The 18,596-nt window shown below is 69.2% G+C and carries 21 protein-coding genes and 1 riboswitch; of the genes, 13 read left to right on the forward strand and 8 right to left on the reverse strand.

The annotated features are described in order from the left end of the window. The first annotated feature begins 227 nt into the window (after positions 1 to 227). Genes KME78_RS52000 through KME78_RS52010 form a run of 3 tightly spaced genes read left to right on the forward strand, consistent with a single transcriptional unit; the run spans position 228 to position 2,509 of the window. On the forward strand, positions 228 to 491 hold the full coding sequence (locus KME78_RS52000; RefSeq protein WP_219537454.1) for a hypothetical protein: 264 nt from the start codon (positions 228 to 230) through the stop codon (positions 489 to 491). Positions 492 to 544: 53 nt separating this feature from the next. After that, the gene (locus KME78_RS52005) at positions 545 to 1,180 is read left to right on the forward strand and encodes a nucleoside/nucleotide kinase family protein (RefSeq protein WP_219537455.1); all 636 of its coding nucleotides are present in this window, start codon (positions 545 to 547) and stop codon (positions 1,178 to 1,180) included. An 18-nt stretch (positions 1,181 to 1,198) separates the two neighbouring features. Beyond that, positions 1,199 to 2,509, forward strand: a complete 1,311-nt coding sequence (locus tag KME78_RS52010; protein WP_219537456.1) for a TrpB-like pyridoxal phosphate-dependent enzyme — start codon at positions 1,199 to 1,201, stop codon at positions 2,507 to 2,509. A 49-nt stretch (positions 2,510 to 2,558) separates the two neighbouring features. Here KME78_RS52010 and KME78_RS68280 read toward each other — a convergent pair whose 3' ends face one another. Further along, complete coding sequence (locus tag KME78_RS68280) at positions 2,559 to 2,636, reverse strand: 50S ribosomal protein bL37 (protein WP_372455117.1); 78 nt, start codon at positions 2,634 to 2,636, stop codon at positions 2,559 to 2,561. A 131-nt stretch (positions 2,637 to 2,767) separates the two neighbouring features. Here KME78_RS68280 and KME78_RS52015 point away from each other — a divergent pair, with 131 nt between their 5' ends. The 4 genes from KME78_RS52015 (at position 2,768) to KME78_RS52030 (ending at position 6,434) form a co-directional block, all read left to right on the forward strand. Beyond that, positions 2,768 to 3,547 carry a DeoR/GlpR family DNA-binding transcription regulator gene (locus KME78_RS52015; RefSeq protein ID WP_219537457.1) on the forward strand — a complete coding sequence of 260 codons (780 nt, stop codon included), beginning with the start codon at positions 2,768 to 2,770 and terminating at the stop codon, positions 3,545 to 3,547. After that, positions 3,544 to 4,614, forward strand: coding sequence for a galactose-1-phosphate uridylyltransferase (gene galT, locus KME78_RS52020; protein ID WP_219537458.1), 1,071 nt, complete (start codon positions 3,544 to 3,546; stop codon positions 4,612 to 4,614). The genes KME78_RS52015 and galT overlap by 4 nt, the downstream gene beginning before the upstream one ends. A gap of 69 nt (positions 4,615 to 4,683) precedes the next feature. Next, positions 4,684 to 4,825, forward strand: a riboswitch (cyclic di-AMP (ydaO/yuaA leader). Between the two features lie 61 nt (positions 4,826 to 4,886). Next, a complete protein-coding gene (locus tag KME78_RS52025) occupies positions 4,887 to 5,804 on the forward strand; it encodes a coiled-coil domain-containing protein (RefSeq protein ID WP_246654364.1) in 918 nt (305 codons plus the stop codon). A 36-nt stretch (positions 5,805 to 5,840) separates the two neighbouring features. Continuing rightward, complete coding sequence (locus KME78_RS52030) at positions 5,841 to 6,434, forward strand: hypothetical protein (RefSeq protein WP_219537460.1); 594 nt, start codon at positions 5,841 to 5,843, stop codon at positions 6,432 to 6,434. A 9-nt stretch (positions 6,435 to 6,443) separates the two neighbouring features. On the opposite strand, the gene KME78_RS52035 is transcribed toward KME78_RS52030, so the two are convergent. From KME78_RS52035 to KME78_RS52045, 3 genes are read right to left on the reverse strand one after another with little or no spacing between them, the layout of a single operon-like run. Beyond that, positions 6,444 to 6,635, reverse strand: a complete 192-nt coding sequence (locus tag KME78_RS52035; RefSeq protein WP_219537461.1) for a M55 family metallopeptidase — start codon at positions 6,633 to 6,635, stop codon at positions 6,444 to 6,446. Positions 6,636 to 6,681: 46 nt separating this feature from the next. Next, a complete protein-coding gene (locus KME78_RS52040) occupies positions 6,682 to 6,942 on the reverse strand; it encodes a M55 family metallopeptidase (protein ID WP_219537462.1) in 261 nt (86 codons plus the stop codon). Positions 6,943 to 6,988: 46 nt separating this feature from the next. Then, on the reverse strand, positions 6,989 to 8,293 hold the full coding sequence (locus KME78_RS52045) for a M50 family metallopeptidase (protein WP_219537463.1): 1,305 nt from the start codon (positions 8,291 to 8,293) through the stop codon (positions 6,989 to 6,991). 155 nt (positions 8,294 to 8,448) lie between these two features. Between KME78_RS52045 and KME78_RS52050 the strand changes: the two genes are divergently transcribed. Continuing rightward, positions 8,449 to 9,048, forward strand: a complete 600-nt coding sequence (locus KME78_RS52050; protein WP_219537464.1) for a response regulator transcription factor — start codon at positions 8,449 to 8,451, stop codon at positions 9,046 to 9,048. Positions 9,049 to 9,187: 139 nt separating this feature from the next. Here the strand turns inward: KME78_RS52050 and KME78_RS52055 are convergent, their stop codons facing one another. Beyond that, a complete protein-coding gene (locus KME78_RS52055) occupies positions 9,188 to 10,303 on the reverse strand; it encodes a PP2C family protein-serine/threonine phosphatase (protein ID WP_219537465.1) in 1,116 nt (371 codons plus the stop codon). Between the two features lie 118 nt (positions 10,304 to 10,421). On the opposite strand from KME78_RS52055, the gene KME78_RS52060 reads away from it, so the two are divergent. Both KME78_RS52060 and KME78_RS52065 read left to right on the forward strand, forming a co-directional pair. Then, entirely contained in the window at positions 10,422 to 11,648 is a 1,227-nt protein-coding gene (locus KME78_RS52060) for a GNAT family N-acetyltransferase (RefSeq protein ID WP_219537466.1), read from the forward strand. A gap of 90 nt (positions 11,649 to 11,738) precedes the next feature. Continuing rightward, entirely contained in the window at positions 11,739 to 11,885 is a 147-nt protein-coding gene (locus KME78_RS52065) for a hypothetical protein (RefSeq protein WP_219537467.1), read from the forward strand. Here KME78_RS52065 and KME78_RS52070 read toward each other — a convergent pair. After that, positions 11,882 to 12,349 (reverse strand): ribose-5-phosphate isomerase, encoded by a 468-nt coding sequence (locus tag KME78_RS52070; protein ID WP_219537468.1) that lies wholly within the window; start codon positions 12,347 to 12,349, stop codon positions 11,882 to 11,884. The genes KME78_RS52065 and KME78_RS52070 overlap by 4 nt on opposite strands. A 103-nt stretch (positions 12,350 to 12,452) precedes the next feature. On the opposite strand from KME78_RS52070, the gene def reads away from it, so the two are divergent. Both def and KME78_RS52080 read left to right on the forward strand, forming a co-directional pair. After that, positions 12,453 to 12,938: a peptide deformylase gene (gene def / locus KME78_RS52075; protein ID WP_219537469.1), complete on the forward strand. Its 486-nt coding sequence runs from the start codon at positions 12,453 to 12,455 to the stop codon at positions 12,936 to 12,938. 9 nt (positions 12,939 to 12,947) lie between these two features. Next, positions 12,948 to 13,676 (forward strand): SDR family NAD(P)-dependent oxidoreductase, encoded by a 729-nt coding sequence (locus KME78_RS52080; RefSeq protein ID WP_219537470.1) that lies wholly within the window; start codon positions 12,948 to 12,950, stop codon positions 13,674 to 13,676. Here KME78_RS52080 and KME78_RS52085 read toward each other — a convergent pair. After that, positions 13,673 to 15,076: an aldehyde dehydrogenase family protein gene (locus KME78_RS52085; protein ID WP_219537471.1), complete on the reverse strand. Its 1,404-nt coding sequence runs from the start codon at positions 15,074 to 15,076 to the stop codon at positions 13,673 to 13,675. The two genes, KME78_RS52080 and KME78_RS52085, sit on opposite strands and share 4 nt — an antisense overlap. A 138-nt stretch (positions 15,077 to 15,214) precedes the next feature. Then, complete coding sequence (locus KME78_RS52090) at positions 15,215 to 15,847, reverse strand: mycothiol-dependent nitroreductase Rv2466c family protein (RefSeq protein WP_219537472.1); 633 nt, start codon at positions 15,845 to 15,847, stop codon at positions 15,215 to 15,217. 79 nt (positions 15,848 to 15,926) lie between these two features. Here KME78_RS52090 and pepN point away from each other — a divergent pair, with 79 nt between their 5' ends. Further along, complete coding sequence (gene pepN, locus KME78_RS52095; RefSeq protein WP_219537473.1) at positions 15,927 to 18,485, forward strand: aminopeptidase N; 2,559 nt, start codon at positions 15,927 to 15,929, stop codon at positions 18,483 to 18,485. Positions 18,486 to 18,596 lie beyond the last annotated feature (111 nt).

An 18,596-nucleotide genomic window follows, 5' to 3' on the forward strand; every position in this document is an offset into this window, starting at 1 on the left:
TGGTTCCGCCGCCTGCGCATCCGCTGGGAGATCCGCGACGACATCCACGAAGCGTTCATGACCCTCGCCGCCGCGATCATCTGCTGGCGCCGCCTCGTCCGCTGATCTTTCTGTTAGGACCTCTTAGGCGTCATCGCTGTCGTTTTCGCCTGTTTTCGCGCCTCGTGAGCCCAGCTCGGTTACGCTCATGATCTCGGAAAACGGGGCGTGCCCGATAGGGAGGCCGTATGGCGGACAAAGGGATCACGACGATCGGCCGGTGCTACGGCTGCAAACGTACCTTCGGCTACGACCCGGAACGCGTGACCATGTTCCTGGTCGACCCCGATACCGCGCTTCCGCCGAACATGACCCCGCAGGGCACAACGCGCGAACCCACGCCGGAGGCGCTGGCCCGGTCGAGGCACGTACCCGTCTGCCCCGACTGTGTGCGCAGGGCCGAGCGGGCCAGGCAGGACGACGGGTCCACGTGGCCGCGCGGCACCGCCTGATCGACCGCGCTGAGCCGCGCTGAGCCGCGGTATGACCGCGTAGGCTCGGATCGATGCGTGCGCGAGCGATCTCCCGAGAAGCCCTGGTCGAGGAGCTGGCCGAGCGGATCGCGGGTCTGCCGCGCGGGTCCTACGCGCGGGTCGCCGTCGACGGGGCGCCGCCCGCTCACCCCGAACGGCTGGCGGACGAGCTGGTCGCGCCGCTCAGGATGCGTGGCAGGGCCGTGTTGCGGGTGTCGGCCGCCGATTTCCTGCGGCCCGCGTCCCTCAGGCTCGAGTACGGCCGGACGAACCCCGACGCCTTCTACGACGACTGGCTCGACACGGGAGCGCTGACCCGGGAGGTGCTCGGGCCGCTAGGCCCCCGGGGGTCCGGCAAGGTGCTGCCGGCGCTCTGGGACAGCCGGGCCGACCGCGCGTACCGCCTGCCGTACCAGACGCTGCCTGAAGGGGCTGTGCTGCTGCTCGACGGGACGCTGCTGCTGGGCCGGGGGCTGCCGTTCGAGGTGAGCGTGCATCTGTGGCTGTCCGAGGGGGCGCTGGGGCGGATGACCGGGGAGGACGAGCGGTGGCGGCTGCCTGCCTACGCGCGCTACGAACGGGAGGGCGATCCGCTGCGGAGCGCCGACGTGGCGGTGCGCGCTGATCATCCCGCGCGTATGGCGGTGCTGATTGAGGGAGCGCGGTAACCGGCGCACACTGAGTCGGTGACTCCCAGCAACTGGTACAACATCGTTCCCGATCTGCCCGTGCCGCCGCCTCCGCCGCTGCATCCGGGCACGCGGCAGCCGGTGGGACCCGACGATCTGGCGCCGCTGTTCCCGATGGAGCTGATCGGCCAGGAGGTGAGCACCGAGCGGTATGTCGCCATCCCGCGGGAGGTGCTCGACGTCTACCGGCTCTGGCGGCCGACCCCGCTGCTCCGGGCGCGCCGGCTGGAGAAGGCGCTCGGCACGCCCGCCCGGATCTACTACAAGTACGAGGGCGTCTCCCCCGCCGGGTCGCACAAGCCGAACACCGCCGTCCCGCAGGCCTACTACAACGCCCGCGAAGGCGTACGGCTGCTCACCACGGAGACCGGCGCGGGACAGTGGGGCTCGGCGCTGGCCTTCGCCTGCGCGCAGTTCGATCTGGAGTGTCGGATCTGGATGGTCCGCGCTTCCTATGATCAGAAGCCCTACCGGCGCTCGCTCATGCAGGTGTACGGCGCGACGGTGCACGCCAGCCCGTCGACCGTGACCGGGGCGGGCAGCAAGATACTGGCGGACGACCCCGACTCACCGGGCAGCCTCGGCATCGCGATCAGTGAGGCGGTCGAGGTGGCGGGCGCGAACCCCGACGCCCGCTACGCACTCGGTTCGGTGCTGAATCACGTGCTCATGCACCAGACCGTGATCGGTGAGGAGGCGCTGGCCCAACTGGAGGAGATGCCCGATCTGATCATCGGCTGCACCGGTGGCGGCTCGAACTTCGCCGGGCTCACCTTCCCGTTCCTGCGCGAGAAGCTGGCCGGGAACCTCGACGTGACGCTGCGCGCCGTCGAGCCCGAGGCCTGCCCGTCGTTCACGCGGGGCGTCTACGCCTACGACTTCGGCGACACGGCGGGCTTCACGCCGCTGCTCAAGATGCACACGCTGGGCCACGGGTTCGTGCCCGATCCGATCCACGCGGGCGGGCTGCGCTATCACGGCATGTCGCCGTTGCTGTCGCACATGTACGAACTGGGGCTGTTCGAGGCGGTGACCAAGTCACAGACCGAGTGCTTCGAGGCAGGTGTGCGCTTCGCGCGTACCGAGGGCATCGTCCCGGCGCCCGAGCCGACGCACGCGCTGGCCGAGACCATCGCCGAGGCGCTGCGGTGCAGGGAGAGCGGCGAGGAGAAGGTGATCCTGACCGCGCTGTGCGGGCACGGCCACTTCGACCTGGCCGCCTATGATCGTTACCTGTCCGGGCGCATGCGGGACTACGCCCTCCCACAGGAGCGCATCGATGAGGCCCTGCACGACCTGCCCGGCTAGACCGCTGCACCGGCCGGGGTGAAGGGAGCTCACCGCGGCCGGTCCGCCGTCAGTTCGCGTTGGGGCGCTTGCCGTGGTTGGCCTTCTTCTTCTTGCGTGCCTTGGTCTTGCGAGATCGCTTGGCCATGGATGCCTCCAATGATCGGGTCCGCGTTCTCAACCTCTCGTGCCACGGTCTACCGCACAACCCGTGCGACCTAACATTCCCCAACATATCCGTGTCATAATTTGGTGGAATCTGTTGGAAGGAGCGGGGGCGTGCTCGCACAGCAGCGCCAGCAGGCGATCCTCGAACGCGTGCGCAGCAGCGGCGGCGTTCGGGTGGCCGACCTCGTTCGCGAGCTCGGCGTCTCTGACATGACGGTCCGTCGCGACCTCGAAGTGCTCGCCGAGCGCGGGCTGCTGGAGAAGGTGCACGGCGGCGCGACCGCGCTGGGTCCCGGCTCGACCGAGGAGCCGGGCTTCACCGCCAAGTCCGCCCGCCAGCAGCAGGAGAAGGAGGCCATCGCGCGCCGCGCCGCCCAGCTCGTACGGCCCGGCACCGCGGTGGCGCTCTCTGCCGGGACCACGACCTGGGCCCTGGCCCACCACCTCGTCTCGGTGCCCGAGCTCACCGTCATCACCAATTCGATCCCCGTGGCCGACGTCTTCCACCGCAGCCCGCGCGCCGACCGCACGGTCGTGCTGACCGGCGGCGTACGCACCCCGTCCGACGCCCTCGTCGGCCCGGTCGCGGTGGCCGCGATCCGCCGGCTGCACGTGGACACGTTGTTCCTCGGGGTGCACGGGATGAGCGTACGGGCCGGGTTCACCACGCCCAACCTGCTGGAGTCGGAGACCGACCGGGAGCTGGTGACCGCGGCGCACCGGCTGGTCATCCCCGCCGACCACACCAAGTGGAACACCGTCGGCATCAGCACGATCGCCGAGCTGACGGAGGCCGACGTGGTCATCAGCGACTCGGGGCTGCCCGAGGAAGCACGCATGGAGCTGGGCGAACGCGCCGGCGAACTGATCATCGCGGAGGACTCGCAGTGAAACGCACCATCACCCACCTGGCCGACGGCCGAGAGCTGATCTACTTCGACCGGCGCGACGACGCCGACCGGAGCGCGATCGACCGGCGGGCGCTCGACCCCAGGCCGGTGGCGTCGGAGCTGCGCTACGACCCGCTCACCGAGGAGTGGATCGCGATGGCGGGACACCGCCAGACGCGTACGTTCCTGCCTCCGGCCGACGAGTGCCCGCTGTGCCCGTCGACTGAGACCCGGTCTTCGGAGATCCCGGCACCCGACTATGACGTGGTGGTCTTCGAGAACCGCTTCCCCTCTTTTTCCGGAAATTTCGGGACTTACGGGGAAGCTGGGGGGCTCAGTGAGGTCCGGCCGGGCGTGGGGAGGTGCGAGGTGGTGTGCTTCACCTCCGAGCACTCGTCGTCGTTCTCGCGGCTCTCCGACGAGCAGGTGGGCCTGGTCATGGAGGCGTGGGCCGACCGTACGGCCGAACTGTCGGCGATCGAGGGCGTGGAGCAGGTGTTCTGCTTCGAGAACCGGGGCGAGGAGATCGGCATCACGCTGCCGCACCCGCACGGGCAGATCTACGCCTACCCGTACGTGACCCCGCGGACCAAGCTCCAGCTCGGTGCGGCGTCACGGCACCGGGGCGGCAACCTGTTCGCCGACGTGCTGGCGGCCGAGCGGGCCGCCGGGGTGCGCGTGGTGGCGGCCAACGAGCTGTGGACGGCGTTCGTACCGGCCGCCGCCCGCTGGCCGTTCGAGGTGCACGTGTATCCGCACAGGCAGACGCCGGACCTGGCCGCGCTGACGGAGGAGGAACGCGCCGCCTTCGCGCCGCTCTACACCTCCGTGCTGCGGGCGCTCGACGGGCTGTTCGGGGTCGCCATGCCGTACATCTCGGCCTGGCACCAGGCGCCGGTGCGGCAGGACCGTGACCTGGCCTATCTGCACCTGGAGCTGTTCAGCATCAGGCGGGCGCCCGGGAAACTCAAGTATCTGGCGGGCTCGGAGTCGGCCATGGGCGCGTTCGTCAACGATGTCCTGCCGGAGGAGGCCGCGCGCATGCTCCGATCACAGGTAGATCTCTAATTGATTTCTGCTTGAAGTCGCCATGACCTTGGGTTTACCACTAATATCCCCTGAAGCGCCGACCGAAATGGTCGGTGTTGGCCTAATCCCGGGTGCGTGACCTGGGAACCGGGGACCCATCGCACTTGGGGTGAATCCACTTCGGTGGTAAGGCGGCATCTCCCTGCCCGAACCCGTCAGCTAACCCGGTCGGCAGTCAGGGAGAGGAACCCCCTCACGTGGCGACTGCGTCCCCCACGGGTCTTGCCATCGGTCTCATCACCGCCACCTGTGTGACCTTCGGAGCCTTCACGGCCGTACCGGCTTCGGCCGCGCCGGCCGCGCCCAAGCCCAGCGAAGCCAAGCTCCGCGCGGAGCTGAAGGAGCTCGACCAGAAGGTCGACAAGCTCATCGAGACCTACAACCTCAAGCGCGTCGAACTCGCCAAGGCGAAAGAGGACTCGAAAACCACCAAGAAGCGGCTCGCAGCGGCGAATGCCAGCCTCGTCACCGCCCAGAAGCGCGTCGCCGAGCTCGCGCAGCTGCAGTACCAGAACGGCACCGGCTCGCTGCCGAACCTCACGTTCCCGAGCGACAGCTCCAGCGCGGCGGTGCTGGAGCAGCTCACGGCCTCGCAGCAGGCGATCGTGCAGAGCGTGGCCACCCTGAGGAACCTGAAGAAGGCGGCCTCGGACCAGGCGACCGCCCTGGAGTCGAAGATCCGCGATGACGCGGCCAACGTGGCCAAGCAGCGCGACGACGCGCAGGACCTCATCAAGGACATCCAGAAGAAGCTGAAGGGCCTCATCCCGTTCGGCCCCGGCCGCCGCTCGGACGGCAGCTGGGCGCCCGAACTCCCGTCCGGCACCGACAACATCACCGCCCGCATGCGGGTGATCCGCGGGCTGATCCAGAAGGACTTCTCACTGCCGTTCGAGGTCGGCTGCTTCCGCTCGGGCGGCGGCGGCGAGCACCCGCTGGGGCGCGCGTGCGACTTCATGATGAGCACCGGCGGCACCATGCCCAGCGAGGCCAACCAGGCACTCGGCAACCGCATCGCGGCCTGGGCGATCGAGAACAAGGACAAGCTCGGGGTCAAGTACGTCATCTGGAAGCAGCGGATCAATCAGGGATCGGGCTGGAGCCCGATGTCCGACCGCGGCAGCATCACCGAGAACCACTTCGACCATGTACACATCTCGATGTTCTGACAAGGGGATCCGCGGCCGAGAAAGGTTGATCACCTCATGTTCGATGACATCGTCGCTCGTTACCACAACATGCTGGATTACCTCGGACTCGACACCTTCGCGTACACGGTGACGGTCCCCGACTCGGGAGTTCTGTCCGTCGAGGATGCCGTGCGGCGGCTCCACCTCGACCAGCCCCCCAATGAGCCACACCGCAGGGGCGCCCTGCACCTCTATCAGGTCGGTCCCGGGGTCGTCACCCTGGACTGGGTCAACCTCGGTGACCGTGAGCAGATGATCCAGCGGCTCGCCGGCGACGGCTTCCGGCACTGGTACGTGTCCTTCGACATCCACGGCAGCACCAGCATGTACGTCCGGTACGGGATCGCCGAGGGATACCTCGACCATCCCGAGCCGGCCTCCTTGCCCTCCACGCCATGGACCGACCTCCTCGGCCCGCTGATGCCCTTCACCAAGGTCCTCGCCGGCGGTTATGACAGCGAGGGCGCGGAGGCATCAGTGGACATCACGGCGGCCTGCCTGGCCGTGGTGGAGCTGGAGAGCGGTGTTCGCCTTGACGAGGACCTGATGCACAAGCCTCATTCAGCGCTGCCGATCCCCATACAGCCCCTGGCGCCGGCCGGCGCCTGAGGCGGTGATTCAGCGGCTGAGATAGTGGCTGGTCAGCGCGGACCAGACGATGAGCACGTCCAACGCCGCCCTGGGACTGGCCGCCTGACAGCGGACCGTACGCGCGCCGGTCCGCTCGGTCCCCGGGACCAGGGCGGCCAGCTCCGCGGCGCCATTGGGCCGTAGTTCGGCCTCGATGGCCAACTCGCCGGGGATGGCCACCGGCCGAATGGCGCCCGAGACGGCCCCGGGACGCCCACGGCCGCGGTCACCAGGGCATTGAGTTCGGCTTCGCCGATGGAGCGGCCGTTGAGTCGAGCTGCTCGCCGAGCAGGTTGTCGGCGGGACCGTGGCTGTCGTTGACCACCACCGACGTGGCGCCGCCGTCGAAGGCGCCGGCCACCGCGGCGTTCGCCTCCGCGGTCATCAGTGCCCGCGCGATCGGGTAATCGTGTCCGCCTGGGTGGATCTGCTGCTTCGTGGCGATGCCCGCCACGCCTTCCAAGTCCACCGATATCAGCACGTCCACCAGGAACCTCGCCTTCGCGGGTACGCCGTACCTGCCGGAAGGCGGGTCAGCCGGTGAGGGTGAGCGGGTTGATCAGGTCGGCGTAGACGAGCAGGCCGGCCATGATGATCATGACGAAGGCCAGGGCGTAGGTGAGCGGGAGCACCTTGGCGATGTCCACGTAGCCGGGCTCGGGGCGGCGCCTGACGCGGGCGTAAGCGCGCTTGAGGCCCTCCCAGAGGCCGCCCGCGATGTGGCCGCCGTCGAGCGGCAGCAGCGGGATGAGGTTGAACATGCCGATCGCCAGGTTGAACCCGGCCAGCAGGTTCACCAGGAAGGCGACCTTCTGCTTGCCCGACAGGTCGGAGGAGAGGATCTCACCGCCCATGCGCCCGGCGCCCACGACGCCGACCGGGCCCTCGGGGTCGCGCTTGTCGCCGGAGAACGCGGCGTGCCACACGCCGACCATCTTCTGCGGCAGGTTCAGCAGTGATTCGGCGACCCGGCCGGTGAGCTGGCCCATGTAACCGACGACGACGCCGAGGCTCTGCTGCTGCATGACCTCGGTGGGCATGACGCCGAGGAAGCCGACGCCCTTGTCGATCTTCTTCGGGTCGGTGGTCGACGGCCGGTCCTGGGCGATGAGCGTGACGTTGAGCGTCATCGGCTTGCCGTCGCGGACGATGCCGACGGCGACGGGGCCGGCGCCGTGCGAGCGGATCAGGCGGGTGGCGTCGTCCCAGGAGTTGATCTTCTGGCCGCCGAAGGAGACGATCCGGTCCCCGGGCTTCATGCCCGCCTTGACGGCGGGAGTCGGCTGGTCGGTGGCACGGCAGTCGGTCCGCTGCTCGCTGATCGGGATCACGCAGGTGTTGGTCTTCGGCGACACCACGGGGGTCAGCGCGGGGATGCCGATGCCGACGAGCAGGATGGAGAAGAGGATGAACGACAGCACGAAGTTCATGAACGGGCCGCCGGACATGATGATGACCTTCTGCCACCACTTCTTCCGGTAGAACACCCGGTCCTCGTCGCCCGGTCGCACCTCTTCCTGCGCCACGTCGCGGGCGCTCTCGATCAGACCCTGGAACGGGCCCGTGGAGCTGCTCCTCAGTCTGGTCGGATCGTCGCCGGGCCGTGGCGGGAGCATGCCGATCATGCGGATGTAGCCGCCCAGCGGGATCCACTTGATGCCGTACTCGGTCTCGCCCCGCCGGATGGACCAGGCGGTCGTGCCGAAGCCGACCATGTACTGGGGCACCCTGACGCCGAAGATCTTGGCAGGCACCAGGTGGCCGAGCTCGTGCAACCCGACGGACGCCATCAGCCCGATCAGGAAGACGATGATCCCCGCGAGGTAAAGCCAGTTCATCTAGTCCCGCTCCAGGGCAGACGGAAGGTCTCGACAGCCCCAGAGTAGTCGAAGTCCTCACACCTCGATGGCTTGCGCACCCTTTGCGGACCCGGCAGATTACGTTGACAGTACGCGATCAAGCGATCACTCTGGGAGATGACGGAGGTGGAGCCTTGATCCGGATTCTGGTCGCCGAGCATCTGCCGCTGGTCCGGCGCGGACTGGTCGCTTCGCTCGACGCGGAGCCCGACCTGAAGGTGGTCGCCGAGGTGGCGGACGCGGAAGGCGTCCTGCCCGCGGCGGCGGCGTGCGCGCCCCACACCGCGGTCATCGATCTGGACCTGCCCGGCGGGGGCGGCCTGTTTCCCGCGGCCCGGCTGCGCGAGCAGGGATGCCACGTGCTCATCCTGTCGGCGCAGGCCAAGCCCGGTCAGGTGCGCAGGGCGCTCGCCACGCACGCGCTCGGCTTCATGAGCCTCGACGTCGCGCCCGAGCAGCTCGCCGCGAGCCTGCGGCTGGTCGCCGCCGGGCGCCGCGCCGTCGACTCCGACCTGGCGATCGCCGCGCTCCAGTCGGCCACCAACCCGCTGACCAGGCGCGAGCTCGACGTGCTGCGGATCGCGGCGGGCGGGGCCCGTTCGACGGAGATCGCCGATCAGCTCTTCCTGTCGGTCGGCACCGTACGCAACCACCTGTCGCGGATCATGTGCAAGACCGGGGCCCGCAATCGCATCGACGCCGTACGCATCGCGAGCGACTCTGGCTGGCTGTGAGGACCCACCGGCTGTGGAGACCGGGTCCCGGTGAAGCCGCGCCGCTCCACCGGGACCCGGAGCGGTGAACCCTTCGAGGATCTCAAGATCGATCAGGCGCTGCCAGTGACCGCGTTCATCGCTTGACCCGTGTGATTCGTCACGGGCGCCAGATGAGGACCAGCGCGCAGTCGTCGTTGTGGCCCGAGGCCATGGCGTTGACCAGGGCGCGAGCGCCGTCGCGGAATCCCGAGGTGAGCAGCCGCTCGGCTTCCCCGAGCAGCTTGTCGAGCCCGGCGTCGATGTCGCGTCCCGGCTGCTCGATCAGCCCGTCGGTGTAGAGCAGCAGCGCCTCACCCTTGCGCAGGGTGCCGCTGTCGGGCTCGCAGTGCAGGTCGGGGACCACACCGAGGACGACGCCCTTGGCCGTGGCGACCTGCCAGGTGCCGGCGCCCGCGTCGAACTTGACCACCGGCGGGTGGCCGGCCGAGGTGATCGTGTAGTCGCCCGTCGCCAGGTCGAGGCGTACGTGCACGGCCGTCACGAAGCCCTCGTCACCGCGCTGGCGGTGCAGGTAGGTGTTGCAGGCCGGCAGGAAGTCGACGCCTGAGCCGAGCAGCCCGCCGAACGTGCCGGACAGCAGCAGCGCCCTGGTGCCCGCGTCGACGCCCTTGCCCGACACGTCGACGAGCGCGATCTCCACCTTGTCCCCGTCGCGCATGGAGACCAGGAAGTCGCCGCCGAAGGAGGAGCCGCCCGCCTGTTTGAGCACGACCTTGCCGCCCCAGTCCTTGGGCAGCGGGGGCAGCTCGCCCTGGCTCTTGAGCCGGTCGCGCAGCTCCAGCAGCATGGCGTCGCCGCGCAGCCCCTGCACGCCGAGCTTGCCGCGGGTGCGGGCCATCAGCACCGCCAGCACCGTGGTGAAGCCGATCGTCACCATGAGCCCCATGCCGATCCGGCCGATCCCGAGCGTCCCGGCGATGTAGCCGAGCGAGATGACCACCGCGACGAGCAGCTTGACCAGACTGGCCAGCCGGAGCTGCAACCCGCCCACGAGGAGGATGAGGATGAGCAGCGAGGGCGAGAACCACTCGGTCGAGATCTGCGCAGCCAGCAGTCCGATGACGAGCGTCAGCATCGTCAACGTGACCATCAGGTTGCGGTCTCGGGCCAAGGAGCCTCTTCTGATGAACCGGACCGCGGACACCAGAAACGGCACCCGCACAAGGATTGCGCGGAGCCGTGGCGGAATCAGCGGCGCCGGACGGGAACTCATGATGCGCCTGACTGTATCGGTCTGGCCTCCCTTTGGGCAGCCCACTTGACCAAGGCCTTGATCATTAAGGACGTATATTGGGTGGCCCTCCCCCTTTGCCCGCTCCTACCTTGGACGGATGACGTATCCGATCCGTCCGGTGAATGAGGCCGAGTGGCCGGCGTTCGCCGATGTGCTCTCCGAGGGGTTCGGCTGGACGCCGCATCCTCAGGAATCAGAACGATTCAAGGCGCAGACCGAGTTCGATCGGACGCTCGCCGCGTTCGACGGCGACGTCATGGCGGGGGTCACCGCCGTCTTCTCCTTCACCATGACAGTCCCTGGCGCGCAGATCCCGGTCGCGGGCGTGACGGCCGTCAGCGTGCTCCCCTCCCATCGCCGTCGCGGCGTGCTGTCGAGCCTGATGCGCAGGCAGCTGTCGGACGTGCGCGAGCGCGGCGAGTCCGTCGCCGCCCTGTACGCCTCCGAGTCCGCCATCTACGGCAGGTTCGGCTACGGCAGAGCGTCGAGCGAGATGGGGTTCAGCCTCGCCAAGCACGGCTCGGCCTTCGTCGCGAACGCCCCCACGGACCCTTCACTCCGCATCAGGGTGGCCAAGCCGGCCGAGGCCCGAGTCGAGTTCGAGCGGCTGTTCGCCTCCGTCGTGTCCGCGCGCCCCGGGCGTTATCTCCGTAACGAGCAGTTCTGGGGCGCCGTACTGGCCGACGAGGAGTTCGACCGCCACGGCAACGGGACGCTCCGCTCGGTGATCGCCGAGGATGACCGGGGCGTACGCGGTTACGCGCTGTTCAGGATCAAGGCGAACTGGGACGACGACGGCGTGCCCAACGGACTGCTGAAGCTGCAGGAGCTGGAGGCGGCCGACCCCGCCGCCCGCGCGCTGCTGTGGCGCAGCGTGCTAGACCGCGACCTGATCTCCCGGGTGGAGGGCGCCAGGCCGGTGGACGACGCGCTCATCGCGCTGCTCGCCGACCCGCGGCAGCTCCGGGCGAGCTGCGCGGACGAGCTGTGGGTACGCCTCGTGGAGGTGGACAAGGCGCTGACCTCGCGGGCGTACGCGTCGGCCGTCGACGTGGTGATCGAGGTCGAGGACGACGTGTGCCCGTGGAACGCCCGCCGCTGGCGGCTCAGCGCCGACGCCTCCGGCGCCGAGTGCAAGCCGGTGGAGGACGAGCCCGACATGTCGCTGCCGGTCTCCTCGCTCGGCTCGGCGTACATGGGCGACGGCCTGCTCGCGGCCCAGCTCGACGCGGGGCTGCTGCGCGAGCACTCGGCGGGCTCGGTGCGCAGGCTCGACGCGGCTATGGCGTGGAGCCCGAAGCCGTGGGCGGGACTGACCTTCTGACGTCAGCGCTTCTGACGTCAGCGCTTCTGACGTCAGCGCTTCTGACGTCAGCGCTTCTGACGTCAGCGCTTCTGACGTAGGCTCGCGGGCATGGCGCTGCAGAGCTTGCAGATCACCGCGATCACCGCGATGCGGGCCCGCGACGTGTCGCGGCCCTCCAAGGAGCAGCAGGAGGCCGCCGACCGGCGGCCCCTGCGTGACGAGATGCCCAAGCGCGAACCCAAGCGGCGGGCTTAGGGCAGAGAGGGCAGCTGGCCGATCGTCTCGTAGGTGGCCACCTGCGCGATGCGGCGGGCGTGCCGCTCCGAGCCGGAGAACTGCGTGGCGAGGAAGGTCTCCACGAAGCCCGTCGCCTCGTCGGCGGAGTGCATGCGCGCGCCGAGGGAGATCACGTTGGCGTTGTTGTGCTCGCGGGCGAGGCTGGCCGTCTCCTCGCTCCAGGCCAGGGCGGCCCGGATGCCCCGCACCTTGTTGGCGGCCATCTGCTCGCCGTTGCCCGACCCCCCGATGACGATGCCCAGGCTGCCGGGATCGCCGGCGACGCCCTCGGCGGCCCGCAGGCAGAACGCCGGATAGTCGTCCTCGGCGTCATAGACGAACGGACCGCAGTCGGTCACCTCGTGGCCGTGGTCCTTGAGCCAGGACACGAGATGGTTCTTGAGCTCATAGCCGGCATGGTCGGCACCGATGTAGACACGCACGCGAACAGTCTTCCACAGCGCCGACCGCGTCCCTCGCACCAGCGCGTCCGCTGGCTAGAGTAAGGACCCATCGGTAATCCAGTCCTTACGGAAGCAGACCATCATGCGCGAGATCCGCGTCGTCGGCGATCCTGTGCTGCGCACGCCCGCCGAGCCCGTCGAGGGCTTCGACCGCGAGCTGCGCCGCCTCATCGACGAGATGTTCCAGGCGATGTACGCGGTGGACGGCGTCGGCCTGGCCGGACCGCAGATCGGGGTGTCGCGGCGGCTGTTCGTCTATGACATCAGCGGACGCAAGGGGCACATGGTCAATCCCATCCTGACCGTGGACGATCCGGAGGAGGCGCTGGACGAGGAGGGCTGCCTGTCGGTGCCCGACCGGCAGACGGGCACGCCGATCTACGCCCCGGTGGCGCGGGCCTCGGGCGTGACCGTCGAGGGGTTCGACCGGCTCGGCCGCCCGCAGCGGGTCAAGGCGCGTGGCTCACTGGCCCGCTGCTTCCAGCACGAGAGCGATCACCTCGACGGGAAGCTGTACGTCGACCGGCTGCCGAAAACGGAGTCCCGCAAGATCATGATCAGGACGTAGGTTGACGGCATGAGCGATTTTTCGGGCAAGGGCGCACTGGTAACAGGGGGCTCCCGGGGCATCGGCCGGGCCATCGTCGAACGGCTGGCCGGTGACGGGGCCGAGGTGATCTTCACCTATCGCAGCGACTCCGAGGCGGCCAAGCAGGTGGCCGCGGCGACCGGGGCGCATGCCGTACAGGCCGACCAGGGGAACAGGGCCGATCTGGACCGGCTGTTCGCCGAGGCGGAGGAGCGGTTGCCCGGGCTCGACATCCTGGTCTGCAACGCGGCGCAGACCGGCCAGGGGCTCATCGCCGATATCACGGACGAGACCTACGAGCGGCTGTTCGCGGTCAACACGCGCTCGACGTTCCTGGCCATCCAGTGGGCGGGGCGGGTGATGCGCGACGGGGGGCGGATCATCAACCTCTCGACGCTCAACACCCAGGTGCCCGGCCCGGGGATCTCCCTCTACGCGGCGAGCAAGGCGGCGATCGAGCAGTTCACCAAGGTCGCGGCGCGCGAGCTGGGCGGGCGCGGCATCACGGCCAACATCGTCTCGCCCGGCGCGACCGACACCGACATGCTGCGCGGCAGCAACCCGCCCGAGGCGCTGCAGCAGATGCCCGGGTTCACCGCGTTGCAGCGGCTGGGGCAGCCCGACGACATCGCGGCCGTGGTCGCGTTCCTGGCCGGACCCGACGGACGGTGGATCACCGGCCAGAACCTGCTGGCGACCGGCGGGATGCTCATCTAGAGCTGCAAGGATTTGACCTCGAGGAACTCCTCCAGCCCGTGTTCGCCCAGTTCGCGGCCGATGCCCGACTGCTTGTAGCCGCCGAACGGGGCGAGCGGGTTGAAGGCGCCCCCGTTGATCGCCACCTGCCCGGTGCGCAGCCTGCGGGCCACCGCGACCGCGCGTTCCTGGGTGCCCGCCCACACCGCGCCGGCCAGGCCGTAGGGAGTGTCGTTGGCGATGCGTACGGCCTGCTCCTCGCTGGTGTACGGGATGATCGTCAAGACCGGGCCGAAGATCTCCTCCTGCTCGATCGTCATGCCCGGCTCGACCGCGGCGAAGACGGTCGGCTCGACGTAGAAGCCGTGCGGGTGCGGGGCCTCGGTGCCACCGGTCACCAGCCTGGCGCCCTCTTCCTCGCCGCGGTTGATGTAGCGAACCACGCGGTCGCGCTGGGCCGCGGAGACGAGCGGGCCGATCCGGCTGGTCTCGTCGAACGGGTCGCCCACGGTGTAGCGGCGCGCCGTGTCGACGGCCAGGTGGACCGCGTCGTCGTACTGGTCGCGGTGGACGATCATGCGGGTCCAGGCCGAGCAGGTCTGGCCGGCGTTGACGAAGCAGTTGGCCACGCCGACCTTGACCGCGGCGCCCAGGTCGGCGTCGGGCAGGATCAGGTTGGCGGACTTGCCGCCGAGCTCCAGCGCCACCCGCTTGACCGACTCGGCCGCCAGTGAAGCCACCCGGCGCCCGGCGGCCGTCGAGCCGGTGAAGGAGATCATGTCGACCTCCGGGTGCGCGGCCATGGCCTCGCCCACCACCGGGCCGCGCCCGCTGACCAGGTTGAACACGCCGGCAGGCAGGCCCACCTCGTGGAAGATCTCGGTCAGCGCGTACGCCGCCAGCGGCGCCACCTCCGACGGCTTGAGCACGACCGTACAGCCGGCGGCCAGAGCCGGGGCGACCTTGCAGATGATCTGGTGCAGCGGGTAGTTCCACGGGGTGATCGCGGCGACCACGCCGACCGGCTCCTTGACCACCAGCGAGTTGCCGACGCGCGACTCGCGCGGATGGCTCTCGGCCAGCCGGGCGTAGGCGGACAGCACGCCCGCGGGCATCAGCGTCTGCACCTTGAGCGCGAAGCCCAGGGGTGAGCCCATGTCGGTCGCGATGGTCTTGGCGATGTCACCGGCCCGCTCGGTCAGCAGCTCGGCGACGGCGGCCAGCAGCTTGCCGCGCTCGGCGGCGGGCGTGGCCGACCACGAGGGGAAAGCGCCACGCGCGGCGCGTACGGCCGCCTCCACGTCCTCGGGGGCGCCGGCCGGCACCCGGTCGATGATCTGCTCCGTGGCCGGGTTGACGACCTCGATGGGCTCGCCGGAGACCGAAGCGGTCCAGGCACCGCCGATGTACAGCTGACGCATAGCCCCCATCCTTGCGCGCCCGCCGTCGCAAAGCGAGGGCGTGGCGCCTCGTGCGGCTCCTCCAAAGGAGAGTACGGCCGGGCGCCAAGGATGGATGCGGATTGCGCCGCTACAGTTCAGCCACCACGAGCTGAAAAGTCAGTCGAAGCTCGGCCGCCGGGTGCGCGAACGCTTGAGCTCGAAGAAGTCGTCGAACTCGGTGACCAGCAGCACGCCGTCCCAGAGCCGGCCCGCGTCCTCGCCCCGCGGGATGGTGGTGACCACCGGCCCGAAGAAGGCGTTGGCGCCGACGCGGATGACAGGGGTGCCGACCTCCTGGCCGACCAGGGTGATGCCCTCGTTGTGCGACTTGCGGATGGCCTCGTCGTACTCCGTCGAGTCCATGGCCTCGGCCGCGAGGCCCTTGTCGAGGCCCACGGCCTCGAGGGACTCCTCGGCGATGGCGCGCAGGGTGTCGAGCTCGCGGTCGCGGCCCTCGTTGTGCAGGCGGGTGCCGAACTCGGTGTACAGGCGGCCGATGTACTCCTCGCCGTGCCGGTCGGCGGCGGCCGCGATGACGCGGACGAGCTTGAGGCCCCTGGCGCTCGACGCCCGGTACTCGTCGGAGACGTCCTTATCCTCGTTGAGAACGAACAGACTCATAATGCGCCAACGTGGATCAATCGGACGGACCTTCTCGACTTCGAGTAGCCATCGTGACGTTACCCAGGCAAATGGGCAGAAAGGATCGAACCAAAGCTCTACGGGGGTCGTGTCTGTCACGGGGGCCATAACCTGGGGTATCGATGTCCTATTCCTTGCGTGGCAGGATACCGACAAAATATGACGAAGTTGCGAAAAGGAGTGGAACTTGGCAGGCAACCTGACCCGGGACGAGGCTCGCGAGCGCGCCCGGCTGTTGAAGGTCGAGTCGTATGAGGTCGCACTCGACCTGACCGAGGGAGACGAGCGCTTCGAGAGTGTCACGACCGTCCGGTTCAGCAGCACCCAGCCGGGGTCGGCCACGTTCATCGATCTCCACGGCGCGCACGTCCGCAAGGTCACGTTCAACGGTGACGATCTCGACGTCTCCACCTACGACGCCGAGAAGGGGCGCTTCCCGCTCCCCTCCCTGGCCGAGTCGAACGAGCTGCGCGTCGACGCCGACTGCGTCTACATGCGCAGCGGCGAGGGGCTGCACCGCTTCGTCGACCCGGTGGACCAGAAGATCTATCTGCACAGCCAGTTCGAGACGGCCGACGCGCACCGCATGTACGCCTGTTTCGACCAGCCCGACCTCAAGGCCACCTTCCAGCTCACCGTGCTGGCCCCGGCCGACTGGGAGGTCGTCTCCAACGCGGCGGCCACCTCGGTCGAGCGGCTGCCCGAGCAGGTCGGCAAGCACGGCGCGGTGCCGGCGGCCAAGCGCTGGCTGTTCCCGGCCACCGCGGTCATGTCGACCTACATCACGGCGCTGGTGGCCGGCCCGTACCACAAGGTGACCTCCGAGCACGACGGCATCCCGCTGGGCATCTACTGCCGCGCCTCGCTCGCCGAGCACCTGGACGCCGACAACATCCTGGAGGTCACCCGGCAGGGCTTCGACTTCTTCCACGAGGTGTTCGGCGTCCGCTACCCGTTCGGCAAGTACGACCAGCTGTTCGTGCCCGAGTTCAACGCCGGCGCGATGGAGAACGCGGGCTGCGTGACCTTCCTGGAGGACTACGTCTTCCGGTCCAGGGTCACCGACGCCGTCGTCGAGCGGCGCGCGGAGACGATCCTGCACGAGATGGCGCACATGTGGTTCGGCGACCTCGTGACCATGCGCTGGTGGGACGACCTGTGGCTGAACGAGTCGTTCGCCACCTACATGTCGGTGCTCGCCCAGGCCGAGGCGACCCGGTGGGGCAAGGGCGCCTGGACGACGTTCGCGAACGTGGAGAAGTCCTGGGCCTACCGCCAGGACCAGCTGCCGTCCACGCACCCGATCGCCGCGGACATCCCCGACATGCAGGCGGTCGAGGTCAACTTCGACGGCATCACGTACGCCAAGGGCGCCTCGGTGCTCAAGCAGCTGGTCGCCTACGTCGGGCTGGACAACTTCCTGGCCGGGGTGCGCGACTACTTCGGCGAGCACGCCTGGGGCAACACCGAGCTGAAGGACCTGCTCGGCGCACTGGAGCGGACCTCGGGGCGCGACCTGTCGTCGTGGTCGAAGGAGTGGCTGGAGACCTCCTGGGTCAACACGCTGCGTCCGTCGTTCACGGTCGCCGACGGCCGCTTCGAGACCTTCGAGGTGCTGCAGGAGGCGCCCGCCGACTACCCGACGCTGCGCTCGCACCGCGTCGCGATCGGCCTGTACTCGCTGGCCGACGGCGTGCTGACGCGGACCAAGCGGGTCGAGCTGGACGTGGTGGGCGCCAAGACGAGCGTCGCGGAGCTGGTCGGGGAGGAGCAGCCCGACCTGGTCCTGGTCAACGACGACGACCTGACCTACGCCAAGATCCGCCTGGACGAGCGGTCGCTGCGGACGCTGGTCGACGGCGGCATCGCCGCCTTCACCGAGTCGCTGCCCCGGGCTCTGTGCTGGTCGGCCGCGTGGGACATGACCCGCGACGGCGAGATGTCCACCCGCGACTACGTCAAGCTGGTCATCTCCGGCATCGGCACGGTCAAGGACATCACGGTCCTCCAGACCGTGCTCCGGCAGGCGCGGATGGCCGTGCAGCAGTACGCCGACCCGGCGTGGCGGGCCGAGGGCCTGTCGCTGCTGGCCGCCGAGCTGCGCTCGCTGCTCGCCACGGCGGCGCCGGGCTCCGACCCGCAGCTCGCCTTCCTGCAGGCGTTCGCGCCCACGGCCACGTCCGACGCCGATCTGGCGATCCTGTCGGGCATCCTCGACGGCTCGGCCGTGCCCGAGGGGCTGACCGTCGACGCCGACCTGCGCTGGACGCTCATCCAGGCGCTGGTCGTCGGCGGCAAGCTGAGCGGTGCCGACATCGACGCCGAGCTGGCGCGCGACGCCACCGCCACCGGCGAGCGGTCCGCCGCGCTGTGCCGGGCGGCCATCCCGACGGCCGAGGGCAAGGCCGCCGCGTGGGCCGCGATCGTGGGGGGCAAGCTGGCCAACCACATCGCCCGTACGACGGTCAACGGCTTCCAGGATCCGCACCACCCGGAGCTGCTGGCCCCCTACCGGGAGAAGTACTTCGCGGAGATCGGCCGGATCTACCGGGAGTGGACGTTCGACCAGGCGCAGACGTTCACGGTCGGCTGCTTCCCCGCGCTGCTCATCGAGCCCGAGACCGTGCGGGCGGCGGAGGACTACCTGGCCAAGGAGCAGCCGCCGCAGGCGCTGCGCCGGATGATCCTGGAGGGCGCCGACGGCGTCAGCCGGGCGCTGCGCAACCGCGCGAAGGACGCGTCCTAGCGCGTAGCTCTTGAGAAGGGGGTCTCCGGTGACGGAGGCCCCCTTTTCGTGTTCCCGGACTCTTGACACGGGCCTGCCATGGCTTCATATTTTCACCACTAACTTTATTTC

This window comes from Nonomuraea guangzhouensis (assembly GCF_019396345.1).
GTDB classification, from domain to species: domain Bacteria; phylum Actinomycetota; class Actinomycetes; order Streptosporangiales; family Streptosporangiaceae; genus Nonomuraea; species Nonomuraea guangzhouensis.

What these genes read in the sequence shown, in the direction of transcription:
- KME78_RS52030 (WP_219537460.1), top strand. Translation starts at nt 5,841, where the DNA reads ATGTTCGATGACATCGTCGCTCGTTACCACAACATGCTGGATTACCTC.
- KME78_RS52060 (WP_219537466.1), top strand. Translation starts at nt 10,422, where the DNA reads ATGACGTATCCGATCCGTCCGGTGAATGAGGCCGAGTGGCCGGCGTTC.
- KME78_RS52080 (WP_219537470.1), top strand. Translation starts at nt 12,948, where the DNA reads ATGAGCGATTTTTCGGGCAAGGGCGCACTGGTAACAGGGGGCTCCCGG.
- KME78_RS52055 (WP_219537465.1), bottom strand. Translation starts at nt 10,303, where the DNA reads ATGAGTTCCCGTCCGGCGCCGCTGATTCCGCCACGGCTCCGCGCAATC.
- KME78_RS52045 (WP_219537463.1), bottom strand. Translation starts at nt 8,293, where the DNA reads ATGAACTGGCTTTACCTCGCGGGGATCATCGTCTTCCTGATCGGGCTG.
- KME78_RS52000 (WP_219537454.1), top strand. Translation starts at nt 228, where the DNA reads ATGGCGGACAAAGGGATCACGACGATCGGCCGGTGCTACGGCTGCAAA.
- KME78_RS52085 (WP_219537471.1), bottom strand. Translation starts at nt 15,076, where the DNA reads ATGCGTCAGCTGTACATCGGCGGTGCCTGGACCGCTTCGGTCTCCGGC.
- KME78_RS52065 (WP_219537467.1), top strand. Translation starts at nt 11,739, where the DNA reads ATGGCGCTGCAGAGCTTGCAGATCACCGCGATCACCGCGATGCGGGCC.
- KME78_RS68280 (WP_372455117.1), bottom strand. Translation starts at nt 2,636, where the DNA reads ATGGCCAAGCGATCTCGCAAGACCAAGGCACGCAAGAAGAAGAAGGCC.
- KME78_RS52005 (WP_219537455.1), top strand. Translation starts at nt 545, where the DNA reads ATGCGTGCGCGAGCGATCTCCCGAGAAGCCCTGGTCGAGGAGCTGGCC.
- KME78_RS52090 (WP_219537472.1), bottom strand. Translation starts at nt 15,847, where the DNA reads ATGGCCCCCGTGACAGACACGACCCCCGTAGAGCTTTGGTTCGATCCT.
- def (WP_219537469.1), top strand. Translation starts at nt 12,453, where the DNA reads ATGCGCGAGATCCGCGTCGTCGGCGATCCTGTGCTGCGCACGCCCGCC.